The sequence below is a fragment of the Longimicrobium sp. genome, assembly GCF_036399255.1.
Taxonomy (GTDB): domain Bacteria; phylum Gemmatimonadota; class Gemmatimonadetes; order Longimicrobiales; family Longimicrobiaceae; genus Longimicrobium.
In genome coordinates this window covers 1-22,904 of sequence record NZ_DASWNM010000091.1, presented here as the reverse complement: position 1 = coordinate 22,904, position 22,904 = coordinate 1, and the positions used below count along the sequence as shown (strand labels likewise).

Annotated in this window: 14 protein-coding genes; 10 read left to right on the top strand and 4 right to left on the bottom strand. The window is 70.1% G+C overall.

Annotated elements, in window-relative coordinates; all coding sequences use genetic code 11:
* The first annotated feature begins 17 nt into the window (after positions 1-17).
* Together VGC13_RS16210 and VGC13_RS16205 are read left to right on the top strand one after the other, a co-directional pair.
* Complete coding sequence (locus VGC13_RS16210; protein WP_331126317.1) at positions 18-200, top strand: hypothetical protein; 183 nt, start codon at positions 18-20, stop codon at positions 198-200.
* Positions 201-404: 204 nt separating this feature from the next.
* Positions 405-2,150: an ABC transporter ATP-binding protein gene (locus VGC13_RS16205; protein WP_349264227.1), complete on the top strand. Its 1,746-nt coding sequence runs from the start codon at positions 405-407 to the stop codon at positions 2,148-2,150.
* A 778-nt stretch (positions 2,151-2,928) separates the two neighbouring features.
* Here the strand turns inward: VGC13_RS16205 and VGC13_RS16200 are convergent.
* Both VGC13_RS16200 and VGC13_RS16195 read right to left on the bottom strand, forming a co-directional pair.
* The gene (locus VGC13_RS16200) at positions 2,929-3,996 is read right to left on the bottom strand and encodes an N-acetylmuramoyl-L-alanine amidase (RefSeq protein WP_331126315.1); all 1,068 of its coding nucleotides are present in this window, start codon (positions 3,994-3,996) and stop codon (positions 2,929-2,931) included.
* Positions 3,997-4,306: 310 nt separating this feature from the next.
* Positions 4,307-4,534, bottom strand: a complete 228-nt coding sequence (locus VGC13_RS16195) for a hypothetical protein (protein WP_331126314.1) — start codon at positions 4,532-4,534, stop codon at positions 4,307-4,309.
* 229 nt (positions 4,535-4,763) lie between these two features.
* Between VGC13_RS16195 and VGC13_RS16190 the strand changes: the two genes are divergently transcribed.
* Both VGC13_RS16190 and VGC13_RS16185 read left to right on the top strand, forming a co-directional pair.
* Positions 4,764-5,582 carry a DUF72 domain-containing protein gene (locus VGC13_RS16190; RefSeq protein WP_331126313.1) on the top strand — a complete coding sequence of 273 codons (819 nt, stop codon included), beginning with the start codon at positions 4,764-4,766 and terminating at the stop codon, positions 5,580-5,582.
* Positions 5,583-5,982: 400 nt separating this feature from the next.
* Positions 5,983-6,411 carry a hypothetical protein gene (locus VGC13_RS16185; RefSeq protein WP_331126312.1) on the top strand — a complete coding sequence of 143 codons (429 nt, stop codon included), beginning with the start codon at positions 5,983-5,985 and terminating at the stop codon, positions 6,409-6,411.
* 379 nt (positions 6,412-6,790) lie between these two features.
* Here VGC13_RS16185 and VGC13_RS16180 read toward each other — a convergent pair whose 3' ends face one another.
* Positions 6,791-7,783 (bottom strand): hypothetical protein, encoded by a 993-nt coding sequence (locus VGC13_RS16180; RefSeq protein ID WP_331126311.1) that lies wholly within the window; start codon positions 7,781-7,783, stop codon positions 6,791-6,793.
* A gap of 145 nt (positions 7,784-7,928) precedes the next feature.
* On the opposite strand from VGC13_RS16180, the gene VGC13_RS16175 reads away from it, so the two are divergent.
* From VGC13_RS16175 to lanKC, 4 genes are all read left to right on the top strand, one after another.
* Positions 7,929-8,516, top strand: a complete 588-nt coding sequence (locus VGC13_RS16175) for a pyridoxamine 5'-phosphate oxidase family protein (RefSeq protein WP_331126310.1) — start codon at positions 7,929-7,931, stop codon at positions 8,514-8,516.
* 378 nt (positions 8,517-8,894) lie between these two features.
* Entirely contained in the window at positions 8,895-10,235 is a 1,341-nt protein-coding gene (locus VGC13_RS16170; protein WP_331126309.1) for an MFS transporter, read from the top strand.
* 604 nt (positions 10,236-10,839) lie between these two features.
* The gene (locus VGC13_RS16165; RefSeq protein ID WP_331126308.1) at positions 10,840-11,025 is read left to right on the top strand and encodes a hypothetical protein; all 186 of its coding nucleotides are present in this window, start codon (positions 10,840-10,842) and stop codon (positions 11,023-11,025) included.
* A 141-nt stretch (positions 11,026-11,166) separates the two neighbouring features.
* Positions 11,167-13,944 (top strand): class III lanthionine synthetase LanKC, encoded by a 2,778-nt coding sequence (gene lanKC, locus VGC13_RS16160; RefSeq protein ID WP_331126307.1) that lies wholly within the window; start codon positions 11,167-11,169, stop codon positions 13,942-13,944.
* On the opposite strand, the gene VGC13_RS33655 is transcribed toward lanKC, so the two are convergent.
* On the bottom strand, positions 13,934-14,707 hold the full coding sequence (locus tag VGC13_RS33655) for a helix-turn-helix domain-containing protein (RefSeq protein ID WP_414682997.1): 774 nt from the start codon (positions 14,705-14,707) through the stop codon (positions 13,934-13,936). The genes lanKC and VGC13_RS33655 overlap by 11 nt on opposite strands.
* 326 nt (positions 14,708-15,033) lie before the next feature.
* Here VGC13_RS33655 and tyrS point away from each other — a divergent pair, with 326 nt between their 5' ends.
* Together tyrS and VGC13_RS16150 are read left to right on the top strand one after the other, a co-directional pair.
* Positions 15,034-16,317, top strand: coding sequence for a tyrosine--tRNA ligase (tyrS, locus tag VGC13_RS16155; RefSeq protein WP_331126306.1), 1,284 nt, complete (start codon positions 15,034-15,036; stop codon positions 16,315-16,317).
* 280 nt (positions 16,318-16,597) lie between these two features.
* A complete protein-coding gene (locus tag VGC13_RS16150) occupies positions 16,598-22,846 on the top strand; it encodes an alpha-2-macroglobulin family protein (protein WP_331126305.1) in 6,249 nt (2,082 codons plus the stop codon).
* The last annotated feature ends 58 nt before the right edge of the window (positions 22,847-22,904 follow it).

Sequence of the window (22,904 nt, the reverse complement as noted above, 5' to 3'; positions counted from 1 at the left end):
AGATCAGGAGATGAACGATGGCGATGAAGCTGAACATGGAGAACATCACCGTGGAGTCGTTCGCGGTGTCCGAATCCATCGACGACCAGGTGATGAACCACACGTGGGAGGATCCCTGCTTCTCCGTGGGGGAGCCGCGGTGCACCCTGCCCTGCGTGATGCCGAGCGACGCCACCAACTACGCGTACTGCTGCGGCTGACGCCCTGCCGGTGACGGTGAAGATGCCGGGCTCCCTGGGGAGCCCGGCATCTTTTCATCATCCCGTCCCGTGCGTTGTTCGCGCGGTGCGGCGGGTGGTAAGATGCACGCGAACGCGGTGCTCCGTCCCCGTCCATCGAGCGAAATCGTGTCCATCGAACTCCCTTCCGGCGCGGCGGAGCAGGAAGCCCCGCTGCGCCGGCTGATGCGCTACGCGCGGCCGCACCGAAGGCAGGTGTGGGCGGCGTCGGCGTGCTCCGTCGTCAACAAGCTCTTCGACCTGGCCCCCGAGGCGCTGATCGGCGTGGCGGTGGACGTCGTCGTCCGCGGCAGCGACTCGCTCATCGCCAGCTGGGGCTTTCCCGATCCACGGCAGCAGCTGGTGGTGCTGGCCGCCATCACCTTCGTGGTGTGGCTGCTGGAGTCGCTGTTCGAGTACCTGTACGGGGTGCTGTGGCGCAACCTGGCGCAGACGGTTCAGCACGAGCTGCGGCTGCGGGGCTACGCGCACCTGCAGGACCTGGATCTGGCGTACTTCGAGGAGCGCAGCACGGGCGGGCTGCTCAGCATCCTGGGCGACGACGTCAACCAGCTGGAGCGGTTCCTGGACCGCGGCGCCAACGAGATCATCCAGGTGGTGACCACGGTGCTGGTGGTGGGCGGCGCCTTCTTCGTGATGGCGCCGGAGGTGGCGTGGATGGCCATGCTGCCCATGCCCTTCGTGGTGTGGGGCTCCATCCGCTTTCAGCGCACGCTGGAGCCGCTGTACGCCGCCGTGCGCGAACGGGCGGGCGCGGTGAACGCGCGGCTGGCCAGCAACCTGAGCGGGGTGACGACCATCAAGGCCTACGCGGCCGAGGCGCACGAGATCCGCCGCGTGGAGGCCGACAGCCAGGCGTACCGCGACGCCAACGGCCGCGCCATCCGCTACAGCGCCGCGTTCGTCCCGCTCATCCGCATCCTGATCCTGGTCGGCTTTACGGGAACGCTGGTGTCCGGCGGATTCCAGGTGCTGGACGGCGCGCTGGCGGTGGGCACGTACAGCTTTCTGGTCTACATCACCCAGCGGCTGCTGTGGCCGCTGACCCGGCTGGGCGAGACGCTGGACCAGTACCAGCGCGCCATGGCCAGCTCACGCCGCATCTTCGGCGTGCTGGACACGCCGGTGCAGGCGCACCCCGGCCACCGCGCGCTCCCGGCGGGCACGGTGCGCGGCGCGGTGGAGATGCGCGGCGTGACCTTTGGCTACCGCGGCCGCGAGCCGGTGCTGCGCGACTTTTCGCTCCACATCGCGCCGGGCGAGACGGTGGCCGTGGTGGGGCCCACCGGGTCGGGAAAGAGCACGCTGGTAAAGCTGCTGCTGCGGCTGTACGAGCTCGACGCGGGGGCGGTGCTGGTGGATGGAGCCGACATCCGCGAGATCCGCCTGGGCGACCTGCGCAGGGCGGTGGGGCTGGTGAGCCAGGACGTGTTCCTGTTTTCCGGCACGGTGCGCGAGAACATCGCCTACGGATCGTTTGGCGCGGCGGCGGAGCAGGTGGAGCGCGCGGCGCGGCTGGCCGAGGCGCACGACTTCATCGCCGCGCTGCCGCAGGGGTACGAGACGGTCGTCGGCGAGCGGGGGCAGAAGCTCTCGGGCGGGCAGCGGCAGCGCATCGCCATTGCCCGGGCCATCCTGAAGGACCCGCCCATCCTGGTGCTGGACGAGGCCACCAGCGCGGTGGACAACGAGACGGAGGCGGCGATCCAGCGCTCGCTGGAGCACGTCAGCCGCGACCGCACCACCATCGCCATCGCGCACCGCCTGTCGACGGTGCGCAACGCCCACCGCATCTACGTGATGGACCGCGGACGCATCGTGGAGCACGGCCGGCACGATGCGCTGGTGGACGCCGGCGGGATGTACGCCGCGCTCTGGCGGGTGCAGACGGGGGAGGGGGTGAAGGGGTGAGCGGGTGAAGGGGTGAACGGGTGAAAGGGTGAGCGGGTGCGAGTGCGAGAGTGCGAGAGTGCGAAAGAAAGCACCGGCGCGGCACGGCCATGTCATTCTGAGAGCGTGTTCAAGAATCCGACGCTGCGCATCCGGACAGATCCATTAGCGCTGTCATTCCGAGGCCCGGCCACGCCGTAGCCTGCTTTCACACCAGAGGTTGCAGGGCCGAGGAATCCCCTGTCGGAATTGCTGGAGGGCAGACGCTGGTAGCCGTGCCTGCTTCGCGGCTACGACACGGGCGGACAGGGCCAGTGCCGGAGCGGTTCGGCGCGGCACCAGCAGCAGACAGTAGATTTCTCAGTCGGCGCGCCGGATTTCGTGCGAGCCGATGATGGTGCGGTGTGGCGCCTCCTTCGAAATGACATACGGGCACGAGCGCAGGGATTCTTGAACACACTCTGAGGCCCGGCCACTCCGCGCCTCCTTTCGCCCACCGGCTGCAGGGCCGAAGGATCTGCTCTCCGGCTGCTCTGACCCCACGCGGCAGCCCGCGCTGGAGCCGCGGCCGGCACGGGGACCGGCAGGGCCGGTTGGGGACCCGCGAATCGGGTATCGGTGGCGGGCCGCGGCGTCTTTACGAGTCAGGCGCAGGGTGCCGGCGGCGTTTGGGTGGCCGGTTCATTCGTGTATGCCGACGCTGGCAAAAGATAGGATCTCTCACACAGACGACGCGGAGGAAGCAGAGTGGTTTTCTCCGCTTCCCCCGCGTGCCGGATATCTTTGGCCGGAGTTGGACTTACGCGTTCGCGGGCTGGTTGACGTCCGCGACCGGGACCGTGCTGGGCTTGAGGAACTGCGCGCTCACCCAGCCGGTCACCTGCGGCTGGGCCAGCGAGACGACGCGCGTCCAGCCGTCGCCCTCCTGCAGCGCCTGCACGATGGCGTCCTTGCGCAGCGGGCTCCCGGGGACGGTGGGGTTGGCCGAGCCGGGGCCGCCGCGCACGTTCAGCGAGTCCGCCGCCACGGTGAACAGCTGGGCGGGGATGGGCTCCAGGAACTGCGCGCTCACCCAGCCCGCCACGCCCGAGTCCTCGGCCGCGACGCGCTTCCAGCCGCCCTGGTCCTCCACGCCGCGCACCACGGCGCCCGGCGGCAGCGGGCTGCCCGCGACGGGGGCGTGGGTGGTGGCGGGGCCGCCGCGCACGTTCAGCGTCTGCTTTACGCGAAAGCGCGCGATGGCGCGCAGCGCCTGGGCCCCGTCCGCGGGGCGGGCCATGCAGTCCGCGCGAAAGCGATCCATGGGAAAGCTGGGGCCGGGGTCCTGCTTGCGCCCCGGCGAGATGTCGTCGTGCCCCACCACGTCCTGCAGCCGGTACTCCTTCACCAGCAGCTTCGACAGCTCCATGGCGGCGTTCAGCTGCGCCTCGGGGTAGCGCGGCCACCCGCCGGCCGGCGTGCCGAACTTGTGCGTGCCCACCACCACGTCCGCGTCGGGGATGGCGGTGCTGCGGAACTTCCACTTGCCGGGGCCCTTGGGTCCCAGGTAGCCAAAGCCGTCCAGCTCGATGCCGATGCTGTGCCGGTTGAGGCCGGAAACACCCTGCCACGTGCTTTCGCCCGCGTGGTTGGCGCGGCGGTTGAACGGCACGCACTGGGTAATGGTGCCGTCCCTGGCGATCACCACGTGCGCCGACACCTTGCTCTGGGGGTTGGCGAACCAGTTGATGGCCTCGGACGCGCTGCCGCTGGCGGTGTAGTGAATGACCAGCCAGCGCGGCTGGATGACGTCGCCTACGTGCGGCGAGGCGCGGAACGCGTACGGGGTGCCGTCGTCGCGGTGCAGGCGGTGGTTGATGATCTTCATGGCTGCATTTTCCTTCCGGAGAGAACGAAGGCGGGCGGGATGGCGGCCCGGAGAGCAGATGCGGCGGGGCTGGCCGCGGGCCACCACCCTCCCGGGCAGCAACACACGTTCCCGTCCAGCGGTCGAGGGGGCGGGGATTCCAGGTGGCTGCGGCCAAAGGACTTTGGCGGATGGCACCCGGGCACCGGCGCCGGGGCTGAGGCACGCGCGCCCCACATTCGCGGCGCCTTTGCCGCACTCCATGCACCCGGACGCACGAAGGCCCCGGGGGTGAGCCCGGGGCCTTCGTGCATCCGCCGCGTGCGACGGACTACAGCGTGGAGCTGGGGGCGGAGCCGTGCCGGTCGCCGCGCAGCCACTCGATGGCCTTGAACGCCAGCCACACCACCAGCACGATGGGCAGCACGCGGAACAGCAGTACGCCGCCCAGGAAGAAGGCGATGCCGAGCACCCCAAGCACGATCTTGAGCGCGGCAAAGGCCAGGATGACGACGACCATCCACTTGAGGATGGTTTCGAAGGTGTTCTTTTCACTCATGTTCAGGCTCCCGGACGTCAGGGTTCAATGCGCGTCGGCGGTGACGGGAGTGTCGTACGCAGGCACCGCGCGCGGAGTTTCAAGCCCCGCGAACGATGGCGGCGGATGGCCCGTTCGTCCAGCATCGCGCGCGGGTCCGCGGCCCGCGTGCCTTGCGCGGGCGGCGGCGGGCGGCAATCGTGATGGGGATCACTTCGTTCACCGTCCATCATCCAGGCACCCGCATTCCATGGCCGGACGCATCCACATCGGCACGCAGGGGTGGAACTACCCGGCGTGGGTGGGGCCCTTCTATCCCCAGGGCACCCGTCCGGCGGAGTTCCTCGCCACGTACGCCAGGGCGTTCGGCACCGTGGAGGTGGATTCCACATTCTACGCGGTGCCGGCGGCCAAGGTGGTGCGCGGATGGGCGCAGCGCACGCCGCCGGGGTTCATCTTCGCGCTCAAGATGCCGCAGGAGGTGACGCACGAGCGCCGCCTGCGCGACACGGGCGACGTGGTGGCGCAGTTCATGGACGCGGCGCGGGAGCTGGGCCCCAAGCTGGGCCCCATCCTGGTGCAGATGGGGCCGGACTTTGGCCCCGACGAGTTCCCCGCGATGGAGCGGTTCGTACGCGGGCTGCCGCGCGAGCAGCGGTTTGCGGTGGAGGTGCGGCAGTCGAAGTGGATGCGTCCGGACGCGCGGCCGGAGCTGCTGGCGCTGCTGGCGGAGCACGGGATGGCGCTGGCGCTGAGCGACGGCCGCTGGATCGACCGGGAGACGATGACGGAGCTGGCGGAGCGCCCCACGGCGGACTTTCACTACGTGCGGTGGATGGGCCCCAACCGCGACATCACCGACTACTCGCACCTGCAGTTCGACCGCTCGGGCGAGATCCGCGAGTGGTCCGACGTGCTGCGGCGGGCGGCGCTGGGGACGGAGCTGTACGGCTACTTCAACAACCACTTCGCCGGCCACAGCCCCGCCAACGCCCGCGAGCTGCAGTCGCTGCTGGGCGAGCGCCCCGTGGACCCCGCCACCCTGGGCGAGCAGATCTCGCTGTTCTGATCCGCGGTCCGTCCGAAGAGCCGGCGGAGAAACGGCATTGGAATACAGAGGAACAGAGAAAGGCCAGAAATACAGAGGAAGCCCGGGTTCGGGCCTCTGTATCTCTGGCTTTCCTCTGCTCCTCTGTACCCCAATCCGTTTGCGAGCCGTGGCGGACACGATTTCCGCCTGCGGATGCATTGGCCCGTAGCGAACCGGCACGGAACTCCGGGTGGCCCCGCCGGTAGAACAGCGCCGCGGAACGGGGACGGGGTGCACACGGGGATTCTTGCACCGCGTCCGTTTGTCTGGTACTGTTCTGCGTAGCAACGTATTCCGCCGCCGTTCCCCCACCGGCGCGGCTCCATCCGGGCAAGCGCCCGGGACATCTCCCCCACACGCGTTACCCGGAGCACACCCCATGAAGCTGCCGTTCATCGCGCTGGTCGCGGCCGCCGCCGCGCTGCTGTCGACCCCGGCGCAGGCCCAGCGAGAGATCATCACCACCCAGCTGGACTCGGCCGTGGTGCTGATGCGCGCGCAGGGCTTTACGCCGTCGGACGACCCGGTCCAGGGCACGCTGCCGCAGGGCGAGGACGAGGAGTTCGAGTTGGACCTTGAGGCGGGCTCCACCTACTTCGTGGTGGGCGTGTGCGACGGCGGCTGCTCGGACCTGGACCTGGTGCTCACCAGCAGCAGCGGCGAAGAGGTCGAGGCCGACCGCGAGCTGGACGACGTGCCCATGCTGGCCATCGAGAACCAGAGTGGCAGCTTCGTTCTCTCGGTGCAGATGGCGACCTGCAGGGAGAAGGAATGCCACTACGGTGTCCGGGTATTCCGCAGTCGGTGACGCGGCGGGTCATCCAGTGGTGAAAAAGGCGCCTGGCTCTCGCAGCCGGGCGCCTTCTGCTTTCCTGCATCCTTCCAGCACCGGCAAAAGACAGGGTCACCCAGAGGGCGCAGAGGCCGCAGAGGAAACCACTCCGCTTCCCCTGCTTTTTCTGCGTGATACGACCCTGGGAAAACAACACCTTTATGGTACAGAGGAACAGAGGCAGACAGAGGAGCAAGATGATATCTCATATCAGCTCGTTTTCTCTGTCTGACTCTGTTCCTCTGTACGATTATTCTTTTTCAGGATCTGGTATGAGATCAATCTTCTTCTGGAATGCGAAAACGGGGGCGCCGGCACCTGGCCGACGCCCCGTTTCGCTTGTCGTGCGCCTGGATCAGCCCGCGGCGCGCTGGCCCATGCTTTCGCGCCAGGCGAGCAGCCGGGGCGCCAGCGAGCGGGACGCGGGCGCGGGGCGGTACGCGGAGAGCGACACCAGCGACGGGCGCTGAAAGCTGCGCCAGCGGCGCATGCCCACCTGGTCGCCCAGGTCGCGCGCCAGGGTGTGCAGGCGCGTGCGGGCATGGTCCTTTTGCGGCGCGTCGCCCCAGCCCAGCGCAACCAGCAGCGCCTCGCGCGCGGCCGCGGCGTCGCCCAGCGAAAGGGCGGCGCCGGCAAGCGCGTGCGCGGCGCGGGCACGGTCCACCGGGTCGGTGTAGCGGGCCACGGCCAGGCACAGGTCGCGCGCGGCACCCCGCCGGTCGCCGGCGGCACGTCGCAGGGCGGCGCGCTCCTCGAGCCCCACCGCGGCGGCCTCGGCATCCCCCGCCCGCAGCGCGCGGCGGATGACGCGGCCCAGCATGCGGATGCCGTCGTCCGACACCACCGCCTCGCCCACCTGCGCCAGCCGGGCGATCTGCCCGTCGCCCACGTCCAGGTCGCGGGCGGCGCAGTACAGCACCAGCGCGCGCTGGCGGTCGCCCATCTTGCGGGCCAGCCGGGCGGCGTGCAGCGCGGTGGCGCCGCTTCCCTCGTCCAGCGCCAGCCCCAGCGAGATGGCGGCGTCGGCCTCGGGCAGCCGGCGCGTGGTCTCAAGCTCGCAGGCGTAGGCGACCAGCGCGGCCGAAAGGTGGCCCGGCGCGCCGCCGTCTTCCATCACCCGCAACGCGCGCAGCAGGATGCTCTTTTCGGCGCTCTTCTGCAGCCCGGCGACCTCGGCCCGGGCGCGGCGCAGGGTGAACTCGTCGGGCGCGCCGCTGACGGACTGCTGGACGACGCGCAGCACCAGCGCGCCCGCGGCGGCCCGCCGCGCGCGCTCTCCGCGCTCCGTCTCGCTGATGTGCAGCAGCGTGTCCTGCGCCGCCGCCGCCGTCTGGGTCGCCTGCGTCATTCCTGCTCCAGCAGATTGAGAACCGTTCTCAATCAATGTAGCGGCACCCGGATCGGGTGTCAAACCACTCTGTTCCCGGCGCGCGTGGGCGTGTACGTTCGGGCGCGTGGAGGCGTGGAATCACGATGCGGAGGAGCGGAGCGAGATGGCCAGGGTGGTGGATCGGATTACGGACGAGCTGGGCGCGTTCATCCAGGCGCAGCCGCTGTTCTTCGTGGGCACGGCGCCGCTGGAGGCGGACGGGCACGTGAACCTGTCGCCCAAGGGGCTGGAGTGCCTGCGGGTGCTGGGGCCGCACCGGGTGGCGTACCTGGACCTGACGGGAAGCGGCAACGAGACGTCGGCGCACCTGGCTCAGAACGGGCGCATTACGGTGATGTTCTGCGCGTTCCAGGGGCCGCCCAACATCCTGCGGCTGTACGGCCGCGGCGCCACGGTGCTTCCCGGCGACGCGGCGTGGGACGAGCTGCGCCCGCTGTTCCCGGACCATCCCGGCGTGCGGCAGATCATCACCGTGGACGTGCACCGCGTGCAGACGTCGTGCGGGTTCGCGGTGCCGCGGATGGAGCTGGTGGGCGACCGCGACACGCTGGTGCGCTGGGCGCGCAACAAGGGCGAGGCACGGCTGGCGGAGTACCGGCAGGAGAAGAACGCCCGCAGCATCGACGGGCTTCCCGCGCCGCTGGCCGCGCAGGGGTCGCTGGAGCTGGGCGGGGTGGCCGGCGGGGAGTGAGGCGGTCGGGGGTGCCGGTGGAGGCCCTCTCCCGCAAGACGCGCATATACATCCTCATCGGAAGAGGATGAGGATGTAGACGTCGCACAGGCTGAGGGGTGTTTCGGCGGGGGTGTCGCGAGATGGTGAGCCGCCCCCCTCCCCGGCCCTCCCCCGCAAACCGCGCGGGGGAGGGTGACGCGCGCGACGGACTGTCCGGAGCGGGATCGAATTCTCCCTTCTCCCGAGGAACGAGGGGGAGGGCTCGGCGGGCGCGGTTCGACCGCGTTCGCCGCTTCCACGGCACCCGCGGGAACGCCCAGCAGGCATTTGCGACGTTTATCCCCTCTCCCGATGGCAGGGGAAGGCCGCTTCTTACATCCACCGAACCTGCCGACGATGGCCGACGCGACGCGCTCCGAGCGCCTGGACCGACTGCCGTTCACGCCCCTGCACCGCCGCCTGGTGGTGATCGCCGGGGCGGGGTGGGCCATGGACGCCATGGACGTGGGGCTGATCTCGTTCGTGATGGCGTCGCTGGCGGTGCAGTGGAAGCTGGACGGCGCCACGCTGTCGTGGATCGGCTCGGTGGGCTTCGTGGGGATGGCGCTGGGGGCCAGCCTGGGCGGCAGCGTGGCCGACCGGCTGGGGCGTCGCTACGTGTTCGCGGCCACGCTGCTCATCTACGGCGTGGCCACGGGCGCGGCGGCGCTCGCCTGGGGGGTGGCGTCGCTGCTCTTCTTTCGCTTCCTCATCGGCTTTGGGCTGGGCGCGGAGCTGCCGGTGGCGTCCACGCTGGTGAGCGAGTTCGCCCCGGCGCGCATCCGCGGGCGCATGGTGGTGCTGCTGGAGGCGTTCTGGGCGGTGGGATGGATATTGGCCGCGCTTATCGGCGCCTTCGTGATCCCGCTGTCGGACCACGGCTGGCGGTGGGCGTTTGCGTTGGGGGCGCTGCCGGCGCTGTACTCCGGCGTGGTGCGCCGGTCGCTGCCGGAATCCGTGCGCTTTCTGGAGAGCAAGGGCCGCGCGGACGAGGCCGAGGCGGTGGTGCGGCGCTTCGAGGCCGCGGCCGGCGTGCCGTCGCCGGAGACGGCCGCGCAGCCGCCGGCGCCGCGGACGGTGCACGCGGCGGTGGGGCTGCGCGAGCTGTGGCGCGGGTCGCTGGCGCGGCGCACGCTGGCGCTGTGGCTGGTGTGGTTCGGGATCAACTTTGCCTACTACGGCGCGTTCATCTGGATTCCCACGCTGCTCACGGCGCGCGGGTTCACGCTGGTGAAGAGCTTTCAGTACACGCTCATCATCACGCTGGCGCAGCTGCCGGGGTATGCGGTTTCCGCGTGGCTCATCGAAAGGTGGGGGCGGCGGCCCACGATGGCGGCGTTCCTGGCGGGCTCGGCGGGGGCGGCGGTGCTGTTCGCCATGGCCGATTCGCGCGACGCCATCCTGATCGCCGGGTGCCTTCTGTCCTTCTTCAACCTGGGCGCGTGGGGCGCCGTGTACGCCGCCACGCCGGAAGTGTATCCCACGACGGTGCGCGCGACGGGGGCGGGGTGGGCGGCGGGGTTCGGGCGCATCGCCAGCATCATCGCGCCGCTGTGCGTGCCGCCGCTGATGGCCGCGGGCGGCACCGAGGCGGTGTTCGGCACCTTTGCCGCGTTCTTCGGCGTGGCCATCATCGGCGCGCTGCTTCTGCCCGAATGGAAGGGCCGGCACCTGGCCGAGGACGCGGCTTCCGTGTGAAATACGAAAGCAGGGTTTCACACGGAGTCAACGGAGTTTGCTCGTGCCGCACTCCGAACATGTGCTCGCTTCCAATCTTTCTCCGCTCTGCCGAGCGCCTGCCAGAGCGCGCCAGAACCCCGCCCCCACACTGATCGATCAAAGCGGGACGTGGTGTGGGGCCGCACGGCTCGCTCGCGCACCGGGGCGCTGGAGGAATGGCGGATCGCGCTGGCCCCGGCCGCGAGCGCACCACCTTGGCCAGCCAGTCCGCATCTGCAACAGGCCCGTCGCGCCCTGCCGCGGAGCCCGCGCTCAAGGTGGTGTAGTCGGACAATCGGAGGACTGCAGTCGAGTGGCCCGTAAGGCCTCCCCTCGCCCGTCACCATTTAGGAATTGATGGGGCACTGCGGCAACTACATGGCCAGGAACACATCACTTGCTTACGCCGCCGCGACAAAAATTATCGCGGCGACCCGTATTACGGCACCGCACAGGCGGCTGAACAAAACGGCAAAACGCTGCCGAAAAATGTTATGGCTCGTATGGAATGGAAGAAGCAGATTGCTGGTACCGGCGTACAAGTCCGCCGGGAGGAGCTTTTACTCGCATCCAGGAGGAACGTATGACCCGCTTCAATACTTCCACCCATTTCGCCGGAGGCGTCGCCGGCGACCCCATGGAGGAGGTGCTCGTCCTCCAGAGCTACTCGCTGGACCGCGGTAAAGTCGCGGATTTCTGCATCTCTGACAGGAGTATCGTCATCGACTGCCCCTCTTGGATGAGCAGTTCTGAGGAGATTGCTATGTAGTAGCCCATGGCCGCGCGAAAAGAATTCCAGCGGCCTTGGACGGGTAGTCGTGGGCGGCGGTCCGTCGCGTCGCGGCGGAACCGCCGCCCTGCCGCGAGCGAGTGATCTACACGCTCTATTACCCTTGCTGAAGCCCCGCACATGAGAAGCGATCTGCCGGGTTACACGCTGACGCTCGTCGATCGGGTGTTCTTCGAATCATTGAGCCGATACTCGCCCAAGGACGAGTACCGCGCTCCAGTGACGGAGATGCTGGGCACCGGCTGGACCGTCACGCCATCCGGCTTCTGGACGCACTGCACTCCCGCAAAGCCGGTTCTCCGGCAGCAGGGCTGGAAGATCCACATCTCCGCCGTGCCCGCTACGGCCCTGGAAATCCTCTCGCGCGTGGTCCCGGTGCTCGCGGCAGGCAACATTCCGTTCAAGTTCACCTCCGACCGATGGACGCACGTCCTGTCGTTGAGCAAGAATTGGCCGCGCGAGGGGGCTGGGAAGTTCATGACGATCTATCCCGTCTCCGACGCCCAGTTCGTCGGACTTGCCGCCGAACTCCACGCTCGCACGGGGGACCTGCGTGGGCCGTACATCCTTTCTGACCGTCCGTACCGCGATAGCCGCACCGTCTTCTACCGGTACGGAGAGCATCTGGGAGTTCCCGAGGTGACTGCGGGGGGCACGCTCCGGCGGGTCCTTCACTCGCCCGAGGGCGCCAGCGTGGACGATACACGCACTCCGTATTACCAACTCCCCTCCTGGGTGAGTGACCCGCTGGGCCGGGGGTCCGTAGAGAATGTGCGCGAAACCGGTCGCCAGGTGCGGCTGGCCGGGCGCTACCGCGTCATAGAGGCGCTGAAGTTCAACAGTAGTGGTGGGATCTACTCCGCCATCGACGAGCGGACGGATCGGCCCGTGGTGGTGCGGGAGGCCCGCCCGCACTTCGGGGCGTGGAGTTCCGGGCAGGACGCCATCTCCCTGCTCCGGAAGGAGGCCCGGATCCTGGAAGCGATGGGGTCCACCGGTCTGTGCCCCGACTTTGTTGACCTTTTCCAGCAGGGGGAGCACTGGTTTCTAGTACAGGAGCGCATCGAGGCCCAGTCTCTGTGGAGCCACGCGATGAAGTTCTACTGGGGACGCCGCCGCCGTCAGACTCCCCGCGAGACGTTCCGCCGGCTATGCGACACCTTCCTAGCGATCTTGGACGGGATGCAGGCGTTCCACGACCGTGGCATCGTCCTGTGTGACATGACTCGGACCAACGTGCTTGTCCGCGACAACGGTCGGCCGGCGTTCATCGATTTCGAGATGGCGTACGAGTTGGACGGCGACGACCGTCCCGTGCACGGCTTCACACCCGGATTCGCCTCGACCGACCAGCTGGCCCGGAAAACGCCTTCACCCGCCGACGACCACTACGCACTTGGCGCGTTGTTGCTCGACATGGTTTCGTTCATGGTTTCCGGGCTCCCGCTCCACCGCGCTGGGATCCTTAAGGCATTCCACCAAACCCGGCGGGACCTCGAGCTTCCTGCTGCGGTGGGGGAGGTGGTCGAAGGTCTGTTGCAGGAGGACGCGGCGCGGCGCTGGAAGCCGGAGCAGGTGCGGGCGACGCTTCTGGCGGTCCGCCCTCGCGAGGTCCCGCGGCGGCGGGCTCACCTCTCGCCCGGTGACATTGCAGATCCGTACTCAATCGTTCCTCGACCGGCACCTACACGCGAACTGCGCGAAGAGTTCGCGCGCACGATCCCGGAAGTCGTGCGGTTCATCGAGTCGTCGACCGACCTGGAACGTACCGACCGGCTCTGGCCTGCTTCACCCGACGTGTTCTTCACCAACCCGGTGAGCGTCCAGTTCGGCGCGGCGGGGATCCTGGCGTTCCTCCATGAAGCAACCGGAGGCGTCGACCACCGCTCTGTGGACTGGATGGTGGCCCGGCTGCGCGAAGGTCGGATCCCTCCGGGTCTGCAGCGGGGCCGGGCCGGAGTGGCGCTGGTCCTGGCCCGCGTGGGACGCCAGGACGAGGCGCTCGCCATCGTGCGGGGACTGTCTTCCGACCCGGTGCTGGATACCGCGAGCGGGTTGTGGACGGGACGAGCCGGAGTGGGACTGGGACTGCTCACCCTGGGGCAGGAGTTCGGCCGGCCGGAACTGGTGGAGGAGGCCAAGCAGTGCGCCGATCGGCTCCTCGAAACAGCGAAGCGGAGCCGCGGCCGCCTGTTTTGGCACGACTCCCCACGCCGCGTACCTCTAGGGCTGGCGAACGGCGCGTCGGGCGTGGCGCTCTTCCTCCTCTACTTAGCCGCTGCGACCGGCGAGGAGCGGTATCTGGAGGCTGCTCGGAATGGACTGGAGTTCGACCTCGCGCACGTGGTCCGGATCGCGGGGGAGGCGCTTTGGACGCCGACCACGCACGCCAGTTCGGGTGAGCCCAACTCCCCGCACATGGAATACGGCACGGCCGGAATCGGGTGCGTGGCGCTGCGGATGTACGCGCTCACCCGCGATTCGAAGTACCTGGGCTGGGCATGGGACTGCGCGCGCCCTGTGGGCGAGCGAGTCACTAACAAGACCTGGTACAACTACGGTCTCGCGGGATTCGGGCACTACCTCCTCGATATGCACTGCTTTCTGGGCGACGAGAACTGCCTGAACACCGCCTTCTATCTGGCGGAAGCACTTCTCCCTCACCGCATCGTCACCGGCCGGGGGACGGCGTTCGCGGGATCGGAACTCTCGCGGATCTCGTGCGATTTCGGCGTGGGTTCGGCGGGGATCGCGTGGTTCCTGCTTCGGCTCCTCGAGCCGGCGCGCCAACATCCATTTTTCCCTGACGAGTTGCTGTCTGTGGAGCGCGTGGAGCCTAGCGCGCGCGTGGAAGGCCGCCGGCGGGCTCGCAGGCGGGCGCTGGCGGCTATCGTCTGATCTGGCGTGTGGCGCCTTGAAACCAGTGGTGCAGGAGGGGCTCGGCGCCCAAGAGGCTCCGCACCGCGCCTGGGGACATCCGGAAAACGTGCCGGAAACGGTGGTGCATAAGTGTTACGTCCGAGTAGCCAAGGCACTCCGCAATCTTCTGCAGGGGCTGCTCACGGTTCCGCTGAAGGTGCAGAGCCTGGTGCAGCATGTGCGCCAGCCCCAGCCAGGCGCGCGGGGGAGGCAGCCTCAGTTGCCGGAAGTGACTGCGCCACGTCCGCGTCGCCTCCTGGCGCTCGCGGGCCAGCCGCTGGAGAGTGCGCACGTTCGGGGCGGCGTCGAGCAGTGCGCCAACCTCGGTTGCGGCTGTGCCCTCTGGAATGTAACCCGCGTCAGAGGCCCAGCGTAGCACGAAGGCGCTGAGCCCTTGGGAATGGGAGAGCTCAAAGCGCAGCCGCGCGGGATTGGGAGCCGGCCCGCCCAGAATGGCCCGGACATGCAACGCGGTAGCCGCGCGTGCAAGGTCGATGACGTGCTCCGGGGCGGCTTGTGGAATCCAGATCGCTACCGGCGAGCCTGGGAAGCGACGCCGTAACGACCGCACCACACCCGCGAGTGATGCGGCGTCAGCAACCGTGCCGAGGGTGTCCTCGCAATCCGATACCTGCAGGAGGACTACCTCACCAGCTCCCACCTCCACGCCCTCTGGCGACGCGAAAAGCCCGATTTCTGCGGCAGAATACGGGGGCTGCCACCGCGCGAGCGATATAGCCATCTTTGTATCTCCGATGATGTTGAGGCGCTCGCTTGAAAGTATGGCAGAAACAAAGGTTGTCAATATTGTGTCTCGAATTAATTCCTAGTGGTGACAGGCGCGGGGAACGCAACGGCTGGATCCCGTAGGCTGTTCCTGAACTGAACCATCAACGAGTTGCACGGTTTCGTCTTCCTTTCGGATCCTGTGCTGACCGACTTAAGCATCTTTTCTGATCGAGGTCACGCGCGGGGCTGTGCATTTTCGCATCAGCCCCCATCTTGTAGGATTCTTCTGATGATGATCGGTCGCGGCGCGAACGGCGGCCCCTGCAACGACGACTGGCGATGACGAGCGACTTTTACGAAGATCTGGAGGCCCGCAGCCTCATCCACGGCGCCAGCGAGGGCGCGCGCGAGGCACTGGCCGCGGGTTCCCTGACGGCCTACATCGGCTTCGATCCCACGGGAGCCAGCCTGCACGTGGGCCACCTGCTCCCCGTGCTGGCGCTGGCGCGGATGCAGCGTGCCGGGCACCGGCCCATCGCGCTGGTAGGCGGCGGCACGGGGATGATCGGCGACCCCAGCGGCAAGACGGTGGAGCGGCAGCTGCTGACCCGCGAAGACGTGCAGCGCAACGTCGACAACATCCGCGGGCAGCTGGGTCGCTTCATCGACTTTTCGGAGGGCGGCGGGGCGCTGCTCATCGACAACCACGAGTGGCTGGGCGGGCTGGCGCTGATCGACTTTCTGCGCGACGTGGGCAAGCACTTCACCATCAACTACATGCTTGCCAAGGAGTCGGTAAAGCTGCGGCTCGAGAACGAGGGCGGCCTGTCGGTCACCGAGTTCGCGTACTCGCTGCTGCAGGCGTTCGACTACCGCGAGCTCTTCGACCGCCACGGCGCGCGGCTGCAGATGGGCGGCAGCGACCAGTGGGGCAACATCACGTCGGGGATGGAGCTTATCCGGCGCACCCGCGGCGAGCACGTCAACGGCATCGTGATGCCGCTGGTGACCACGGCCAGCGGGGTAAAGTTCGGCAAGAGCGAGGCGGGGACGGCGGTGTGGCTGGACGCGGAGCGCACGTCGCCGTTCCGCTTCTACCAGTTCTGGCTGAACACCGAAGACGCGGACGTGGACCGCTACCTCAAGTTCTTCACCTTCGTGCCGGTGGACGAGATCGCGTCCGTGGTCGCGGAGCACGAGGCCAACCCCGCCGCGCGCGCCGGGCAGCGGCGGCTGGCCGAAGAGGTGACGCGTATGGTGCACGGCGACGAAGGGCTGGAGCGCGCCGAGCGGGCCACCGCCGTGTTCTTTGGCAGCCGCCCCGCGCAGGACCTGCCCGCCGACGAGCTGCTGGACGTGTTCGCCGACGTCCCCTCGACCGAGATCGCCCGGTCGCGGCTGGAGGGCGAGGGGGTTCCCGTCGTCGACCTGCTGGCGGAGAGCGGCGTGGCGGCGTCCAAGGGCGAGGCGCGCCGGCTGATCGCGGGCGGCGGCATCAGCGTGAACGGCGAGCGCGTGGCCGCCCCCGAGCAGCGCGTCCTGGCCGAGCAGGCCATCGACGGCCGGGTGCTGCTGCTGAAGAAGGGCAAGAAGCAGAACCACGTGGTGCGGCTGGTGGATTGAGTCAGCGTTTCCTCGGTTTTCCGGTGTGATCGACGGACGGACGAACAGGTTGGGGTACAGAGGAGCAGAGGGAAAAAGAGAGATACAGAGAAACCGTCGTGCGGGCCTCTGCTCCTCTCGTTTCAACCTCTGCTCCTCTGTACCCCAACCTCTTTTGCGGATTTCCGGGAACTGATTGTCCGACCCGTCCCCTGTCCTACCCCTCCATTGACGGGCGTTCTCGTAGCAGCCTGCATCTCGACCCACATCATCGATCCACCCTCGACGCCCAGGCCCGCTCATGCGTGGTTTTCTCCGGCTGCTCTCGCTGCTCGCCGCCGCCGTGGCGCTGCATCCCTCCGGTTTGGACGCGCAGCGCGGGCCGGACATCCCGCCGCTGTACGTGCACGTGCCGCAGCGCGACACCACGCCGGCGGACACGGTGGGGCTGCGGTTTCGCATTGGCGAGGCGCCGGGGCGCGGGCGCGAGCGGGCGCCGGTGGCTCCCTCCACCCAGCTGGCGGCGGCCGACGCGGCGCGCATTCTCTCGCGCCTCCCCCCGCTGACGCGGGCCGTGACGGCCGCGGACTCGTTCGCCTTCCCCGCGCGCACCCTGCCGGCACCGCGCACGGGACGGGTGGTGATGGCGGGCTTTCCGCCGCCGGACACCGCCCCGCCGCCGCGCCCGTCCGGCCCCCGCGAGCCCGCCGCGCTGGCCGTGGTCCGCGGCGCGCCCCGCGGCGAGGTGCCGGTCGGCGCGGAGGTGACGGTCACCTTTTCGCAGCCCATGGTGCCGCTGTCGTCCGTCGCCACGGTGGAGGCGGGGGACGTGCCCGTGCGCCTGTCGCCGCGGCCGGTGGGGCGCTGGCGGTGGATCGACGTGCGGACGCTGGTTTTTACCCCGGCGGGGCGAATGCCGGCGGCCACGGAGTACACCGTCACCATCCCCGCGGGAACGCGGTCGCAGGCGGGCGGGCGGCTGGCCCAGGCGGCGTCGTGGACCTTCGCCACGCCGCGGCTCTCCGCTACCGGCGGATCGCCGCACGGCTCGTCGGTGCAGCTGGATCCGCTCATCGTCATCCAGTTCGACCAGCGCATCGACCGGGCGGCGGTGCTTCCCCACATCCGCCTTCTCGCGACGGACGCCCGGCGCGACATCCCCCTGCGCCTGGCCACGGACCAGGAGATCGCCGGGGACGCGAACGCCAGCCTGCTGGCCCAGCAGGGCGATTCGGTGCACTGGATTGCCCTCAAGCCCGTGCAGCCGCTGCCGCGCCATACCCACCTGCGGGTGACGGTGGGCGCCGGCACGCCCTCGGCCGAGGGGCCGCTCCTCACGGGGATCGCGCAGTCCTGGCACTTTTCCACCTACGGCCCGCTGCGCGTCGCCGAAGCTACGTGCTACGGCCGCAACGAGGTCTGCCGGCCGGGGAACCCCTTCCACGTCACGTTCACCACGCCGCTGGCATCGACGGAGCTTCGCCCGGAGTGGGTGCGCGTGGAGCCCGCCATCGCCGGGATGGAGGCCGCCGTCCTCGACGGGGCGCTGGTGATCTCGGGCGCCACGCGGCCCAACACGCGCTACACCATCCACCTGGGCGCCGGCATCCGCGACATCTTCGGGCAGACGCTGGGCGAGCCGCAGGTGCGCACCATCAACGTGGGTGCGCCGTTTCCGGAGCTGACCCCTTTTCCGGAGCGGCTGATTGTGCTGGACCCGGCGGGGCCGCGGCGGCTTTCCGTCAGCAGCCACGACCACCCGCGGCTGCGCATCCGCATCCATCGCGTGGAGCCCGGCGATTGGCCCGCCTTCCCCCAGGGCCGCCCGCCCCTGCGCCTTCCGGGGCGCGAGGTGGTGAACCGCGTCGTGGAGGCGGGCGGCGAGCCGGGGGAGATGACGGAGACCCTCATCCCCCTGGACCCGGCGCTGGGCGGCGGACCGGGGCACGTGATCGTGGGCGTGGAGGCGGTGGGGGGCGAGGACCCGGACCAGGCCACGTACGTCTGGGTGCAGTCCACCCGCATTGGCCTGGCGGCGTTCACCGACGCGCGCGACCTGACGGCGTGGGCCACCTCGCTGGTGGACGGCGCGCCGCTCCCCGGCGTCCGCGTCTCGTTGCGCGGGGGCTCCCCCGCCGCCATCACCGACGCGGGCGGCGTGGCCGGGCTGCGGCTGCCGGAGCGCGCCCAGGGGCGCGAGAGGGAGCAGGAGTTCCTGGTGGCCGAGCGGGACGGCGACCGGGCGCTCCTCCCCATCCACGGCGCCCTGCACCGGGGGGAGGACGAGACGCTGCTGTGGTACGGGCTTACGGACCGCAACCTGTACCGCCCCGGCGAGGAGGTGCGCTTCAAGGCGTGGGTGCGCCGCTTCGAGCGCAGCAAGACGGGCGGCGTGGACCTGCCGCGCACGCCGCGGGGCGAGGTGGCCTGGCGGGTAAGGGACCCGCGGGGGAGCGAGATCGCCGCCGGCACATCGCGGCTTACGGCGCTGGGCGGCTTCGACGGCACCTTCAAGGTCCCCGAGGGAAGCAACCTGGGCGGCGGCTCCATCGAGTTCCGCCTGGCCGGCACGGACAAGGGGCAGGGGCTGCTCGACTTCCAGGTGCAGGAGTTCCGCCGGCCGGAGTACGAGGTGGGGATCGAGGCGCCCGCGGGCCCGCACGTCGTCGGCGGCAGCGCCGACGTGGCGGTGCGCGCGGCGTACTTCGCGGGCGGCGGGCTTCCCGGCGCGCCGGTGGAGTGGACGGTGCGCTCGCAGAACGCGTCGTTCACCCCGCCGGGGTGGGGCGCGTGGCGCTTTGGCGTGCAGGAGGAATGGCGCTATTACGGCGGCCGCACGCCGGACCACCCCTTCGTCCGCACCTTCGAGGGGCGGACGGATGCGGACGGGCGCCACGCCGTGCGGCTGGACTTCGACCGCGCCGAGCCGCCCATCGCGCAGACGCTGCAGGTGCAGGCGACGGTGACCGACGTGAACCGCCAGCCCTGGTCCGCCAACACGCAGCTGCTGGTGCACCCGGCGGAGGTCTACGCGGGCCTGCGGACAGAGCGGGGGTGGATCGAGGCCGGCACCCCGCTGGAAGTGGGGATCGTCGCGGTCGACCTGGACGGCAAGCCGGTGGCCGGGCGGCCGGTGCGGGTGATGGCGGAGCGGATGGTGTGGCGGCAGTCGGCCGGTGGCCGGTGGGAAGAGGTGGCGGTGGATTCCGCCCGCTGCGAGGTGGTCTCGGACGCCAACCCCGCCGCCTGCACCTTTGCCACGCACGCGCAGGGCGGCAACTACCGCATCACCGCCGACGTGACGGATGCGCGGGGGCGGCCGTCGCGCACGCGCATGAACGTGTGGGCGTGGGGCGCCACCCCGTGGATGCAGGGCCCCGGCGAGGACGCCAACGCCCAGCGCGTGGTGCGCCTGGTGGCCGACCGCGAGGAGTACGCGCCGGGCGACACGGCCCGCATCCTGGTGCACCTTCCCTTCTGGCCCGCGCGCGGCCTGCTGACGGTGCGCCGCGAGGGCATCGTCCGCACCGACACGGTCGTCTCCGACGGGCCCACGCTCGCCGTCTCCGTCCCCATCACGGAGGCCGACATCCCCAACGTGCACGTGCAGGTGGACGTGGTGGGCGCGCACGACCGCGAGGGGCAGCGCCAGCCCACCGCGCGGGGGACGGACTTCGCCGCCGGGGCCGTGACCCTGCGGGTGCCGCCCGGGCCGCGCACGCTGCAGGTGGAGGTGGCGCCCGCGGATTCCGTGCAGCTGCCCGACGCGCCCGGTTCGGTAAGCGTGCAGGTGCGCGACGCCGCCGGCCGGCCCGTGGATAGGGCCGAGGTGGCGGTGGTGATCGTCGACGAGGCGGTGCTGGCGCTGACCGGCTTTCAGCTGCAGCACCCGGTGCAGATCTTCTACCCGGAGTGGATGCCGGGGGTGCTGGACGCCCACCTGCGCCCGCTGGTGCGCATCTTTACCGACAGCCTGGGTGCGCCCGGCGTGGTCTGGGGGGTGGTGATCGACGCACAGACCGGCCAGCCCGTGGCCGGTGCCGTGGTGAGGGTCGAGGGGACGACGCGGGGAACCGTGACGGACGCCGCGGGCCGCTTCGAGCTCAAGGGCGTGCCGGCCGGGCGGCGGGTGGTGCAGATCGCCCGTGTGGGGCTGTCCCCCGTGCGGCGGACGGTGGAGGTGAGCGAGGAGCGGCTTCCGGAGCTGCGCGTGGAGATGGTGGGGCAGGCCATCCTGCTGGAGGACGTGGTGGTGACGGGCTCCGCGGGGAGGGTGCTCCTCAGGGGCCGGGCCAGCATCAACGCCCCGGCCCCGCCCGCGGCGGAGGCACTGCAGGGCAAGGTGGCGGGGGTGGCGGTGTCGGACGGCGGCGCAATCGCCGTGCGAACCAACTTCGACGCGCTGGCGCTGTGGGCGCCCGTGGTGCGCACGGACGCGCAGGGGCGCGCGGTGGTGCCCTTCCAGCTCCCCTCCAACCTGACCCGCTACCGGGTGATGGCGGTCGCCGTCTCCGGCAGCAGGCTGTACGGGATGGACGAGTCGTCCATCACCGCGCGGCAGCCGCTGATGGTGCGCCCCTCCGCGCCGCGGTTCCTGAACTACGGCGACCGCTTCGACCTTCCCGTCGTCATCCAGAACCAGACCGACGCGCCGATCGAGGTGCAGGTGGCCGCGCGGGGCGACGGGCTGTCGTTCGCGGACGCCGGGCGGCGCGTGGTGGTTCCCGCGCACGACCGGGTAGAGGTGCGCATCCCCGGCGAGGCGGTGCGGGCGGGGGCGGCGTACGCGCAGGTGGCGGCGGTGGGCGGGGGGATGCAGGACGCGGCGCAGATCACGCTGCCCGTCTACACCCCGGCCACGGCCGAGGCGTTCGCCACCTACGGCTCCACCGCCGAGGACGGCGCGATTGAGCTGCCGCTGGACGTGCCGGAGGACGCGATTCCGGCCTTCGGTGGGCTGGAGGTGACCACCTCGTCCACCGCCCTGCAGGAGCTGACGGACGCGTTCCTCTACCTCGTCCGCTACCCGTACGAGTGCGCCGAGCAGATCGCCAGCCGCCTGCTGGCCGTGGCCGCCCTGCGCGACGTGCTTACCGAGTTCCGCGCCGAGGGGATGCCGTCTCCCGAAGCGCTGTCGGACTCCGTGGCGCGCGACCTCAAGGCGCTGGAGGGGATGCAGACGCACGACGGCGGCTTCAGCTTCTGGAGCGGCGACCGCGAGTCGTGGCCGTACGTCACGGTGCACACCGCCCACGCCCTGCTGCGCATCCGCGAGCGCGGCTACACGGTGCCCGAGGGCATGCTGGAGCGGGCGCTGCGGTACGTGGCGCAGGTGGAATCCCACACTCCCCGCTGGTACCCGGAAAGCGCCAAGCTCGCCCTGCGGGCCTACGCCGCGTACGTGCTGGACCGCGCGCGCCATCCGCAGACGGATACCAAGCTGGCCGGCATCTTTCGCCAGGTGCGGCCCGACACCCTTCCGCTGGAGGTGAACGGCTGGCTGCTCACCGCCGTCGCCGGGCGCGAGCGGTTCGCCACGGAGCGGGCGGAGCTGCTGCGCATCGTCAACAACCGCGCGACCGAGACGGCGTCCACGGCCACCTTTGCCACGCGCTACGAGGAGGGCGAGTACCTGCTGCTGCACTCCGAGCGCCGCACCGACGCCATCGTGCTCGAGGCGCTGCTGGCCGCGGAGCCCCGCAACGAGCTGGTCACCAAGACGGTGCGCGGGCTGCTGGGGCATCGAACGGCCGGGCGGTGGAACAACACGCAGGAGAACGGCTGGGTGCTGGTGGCGCTGGACCGCTACTTCCGCGCGTACGAGGGGCAGACGCCGGAGTTCGTGGCGCGCGTGTGGCTGGGCGAGCGCTTTGCCGGCGAGCAGCGCTTCACCGGCCGAAGCGCGGACCGCATTCACCTGGACGTTCCCATGCGCGTCTTGGCGGCGGACGATCCGCGGTCCATCACCATAAGCAAGGAGGGGCCGGGGCGGCTGTACTACCGCGCCGGGCTGCGCTACGCCCCGCGCGACCTGGACCTGGTGCCCCTGGAGCGCGGCTTTGCCGTGGAGCGCACCTACGAGCCCATCGATGATCCCGCGGACGTGGTGCGGGGCGGGGATGGCCGCTGGCGGGTCAGGGCCGGCGCGCGCGTCCGCATTACCGTCACCGTGACCGCCCCCAGCCGCCGCGTGCACGTGGCGATGGTGGACCCGCTCCCCGCCGGCTTCGAGGCGGTGAACACCGCGCTGCTGGGCGCCGAGCAGGTGCCGCCCGCCGCGGACGCCGCCCGTCCGCCGTGGGAGCGGGGGCACGGCTGGTGGTGGTGGGGCCCGTGGTACGAGCACCAGAACCTGCGCGACGACCGCGTGGAGGCGTTCACGTCGCTGTTGCCGGCGGGCGTCTACACCTACTCGTACGTCGCGCGCGCCACCACCCCCGGCCTGTTCATCGTTCCGCCGCCGCGCGCGGAGGAGATGTACTCGCCGGAGACGTTTGGCCGGGGCGGGACGGAGCGGGTGATCGTGGAGGCGGAGGACGGCAGGGAATAGGGAATAGGGAATAGGGAATAGCGGGATGAAAAGAAGTGGCGGCGGGATGATCATCGTC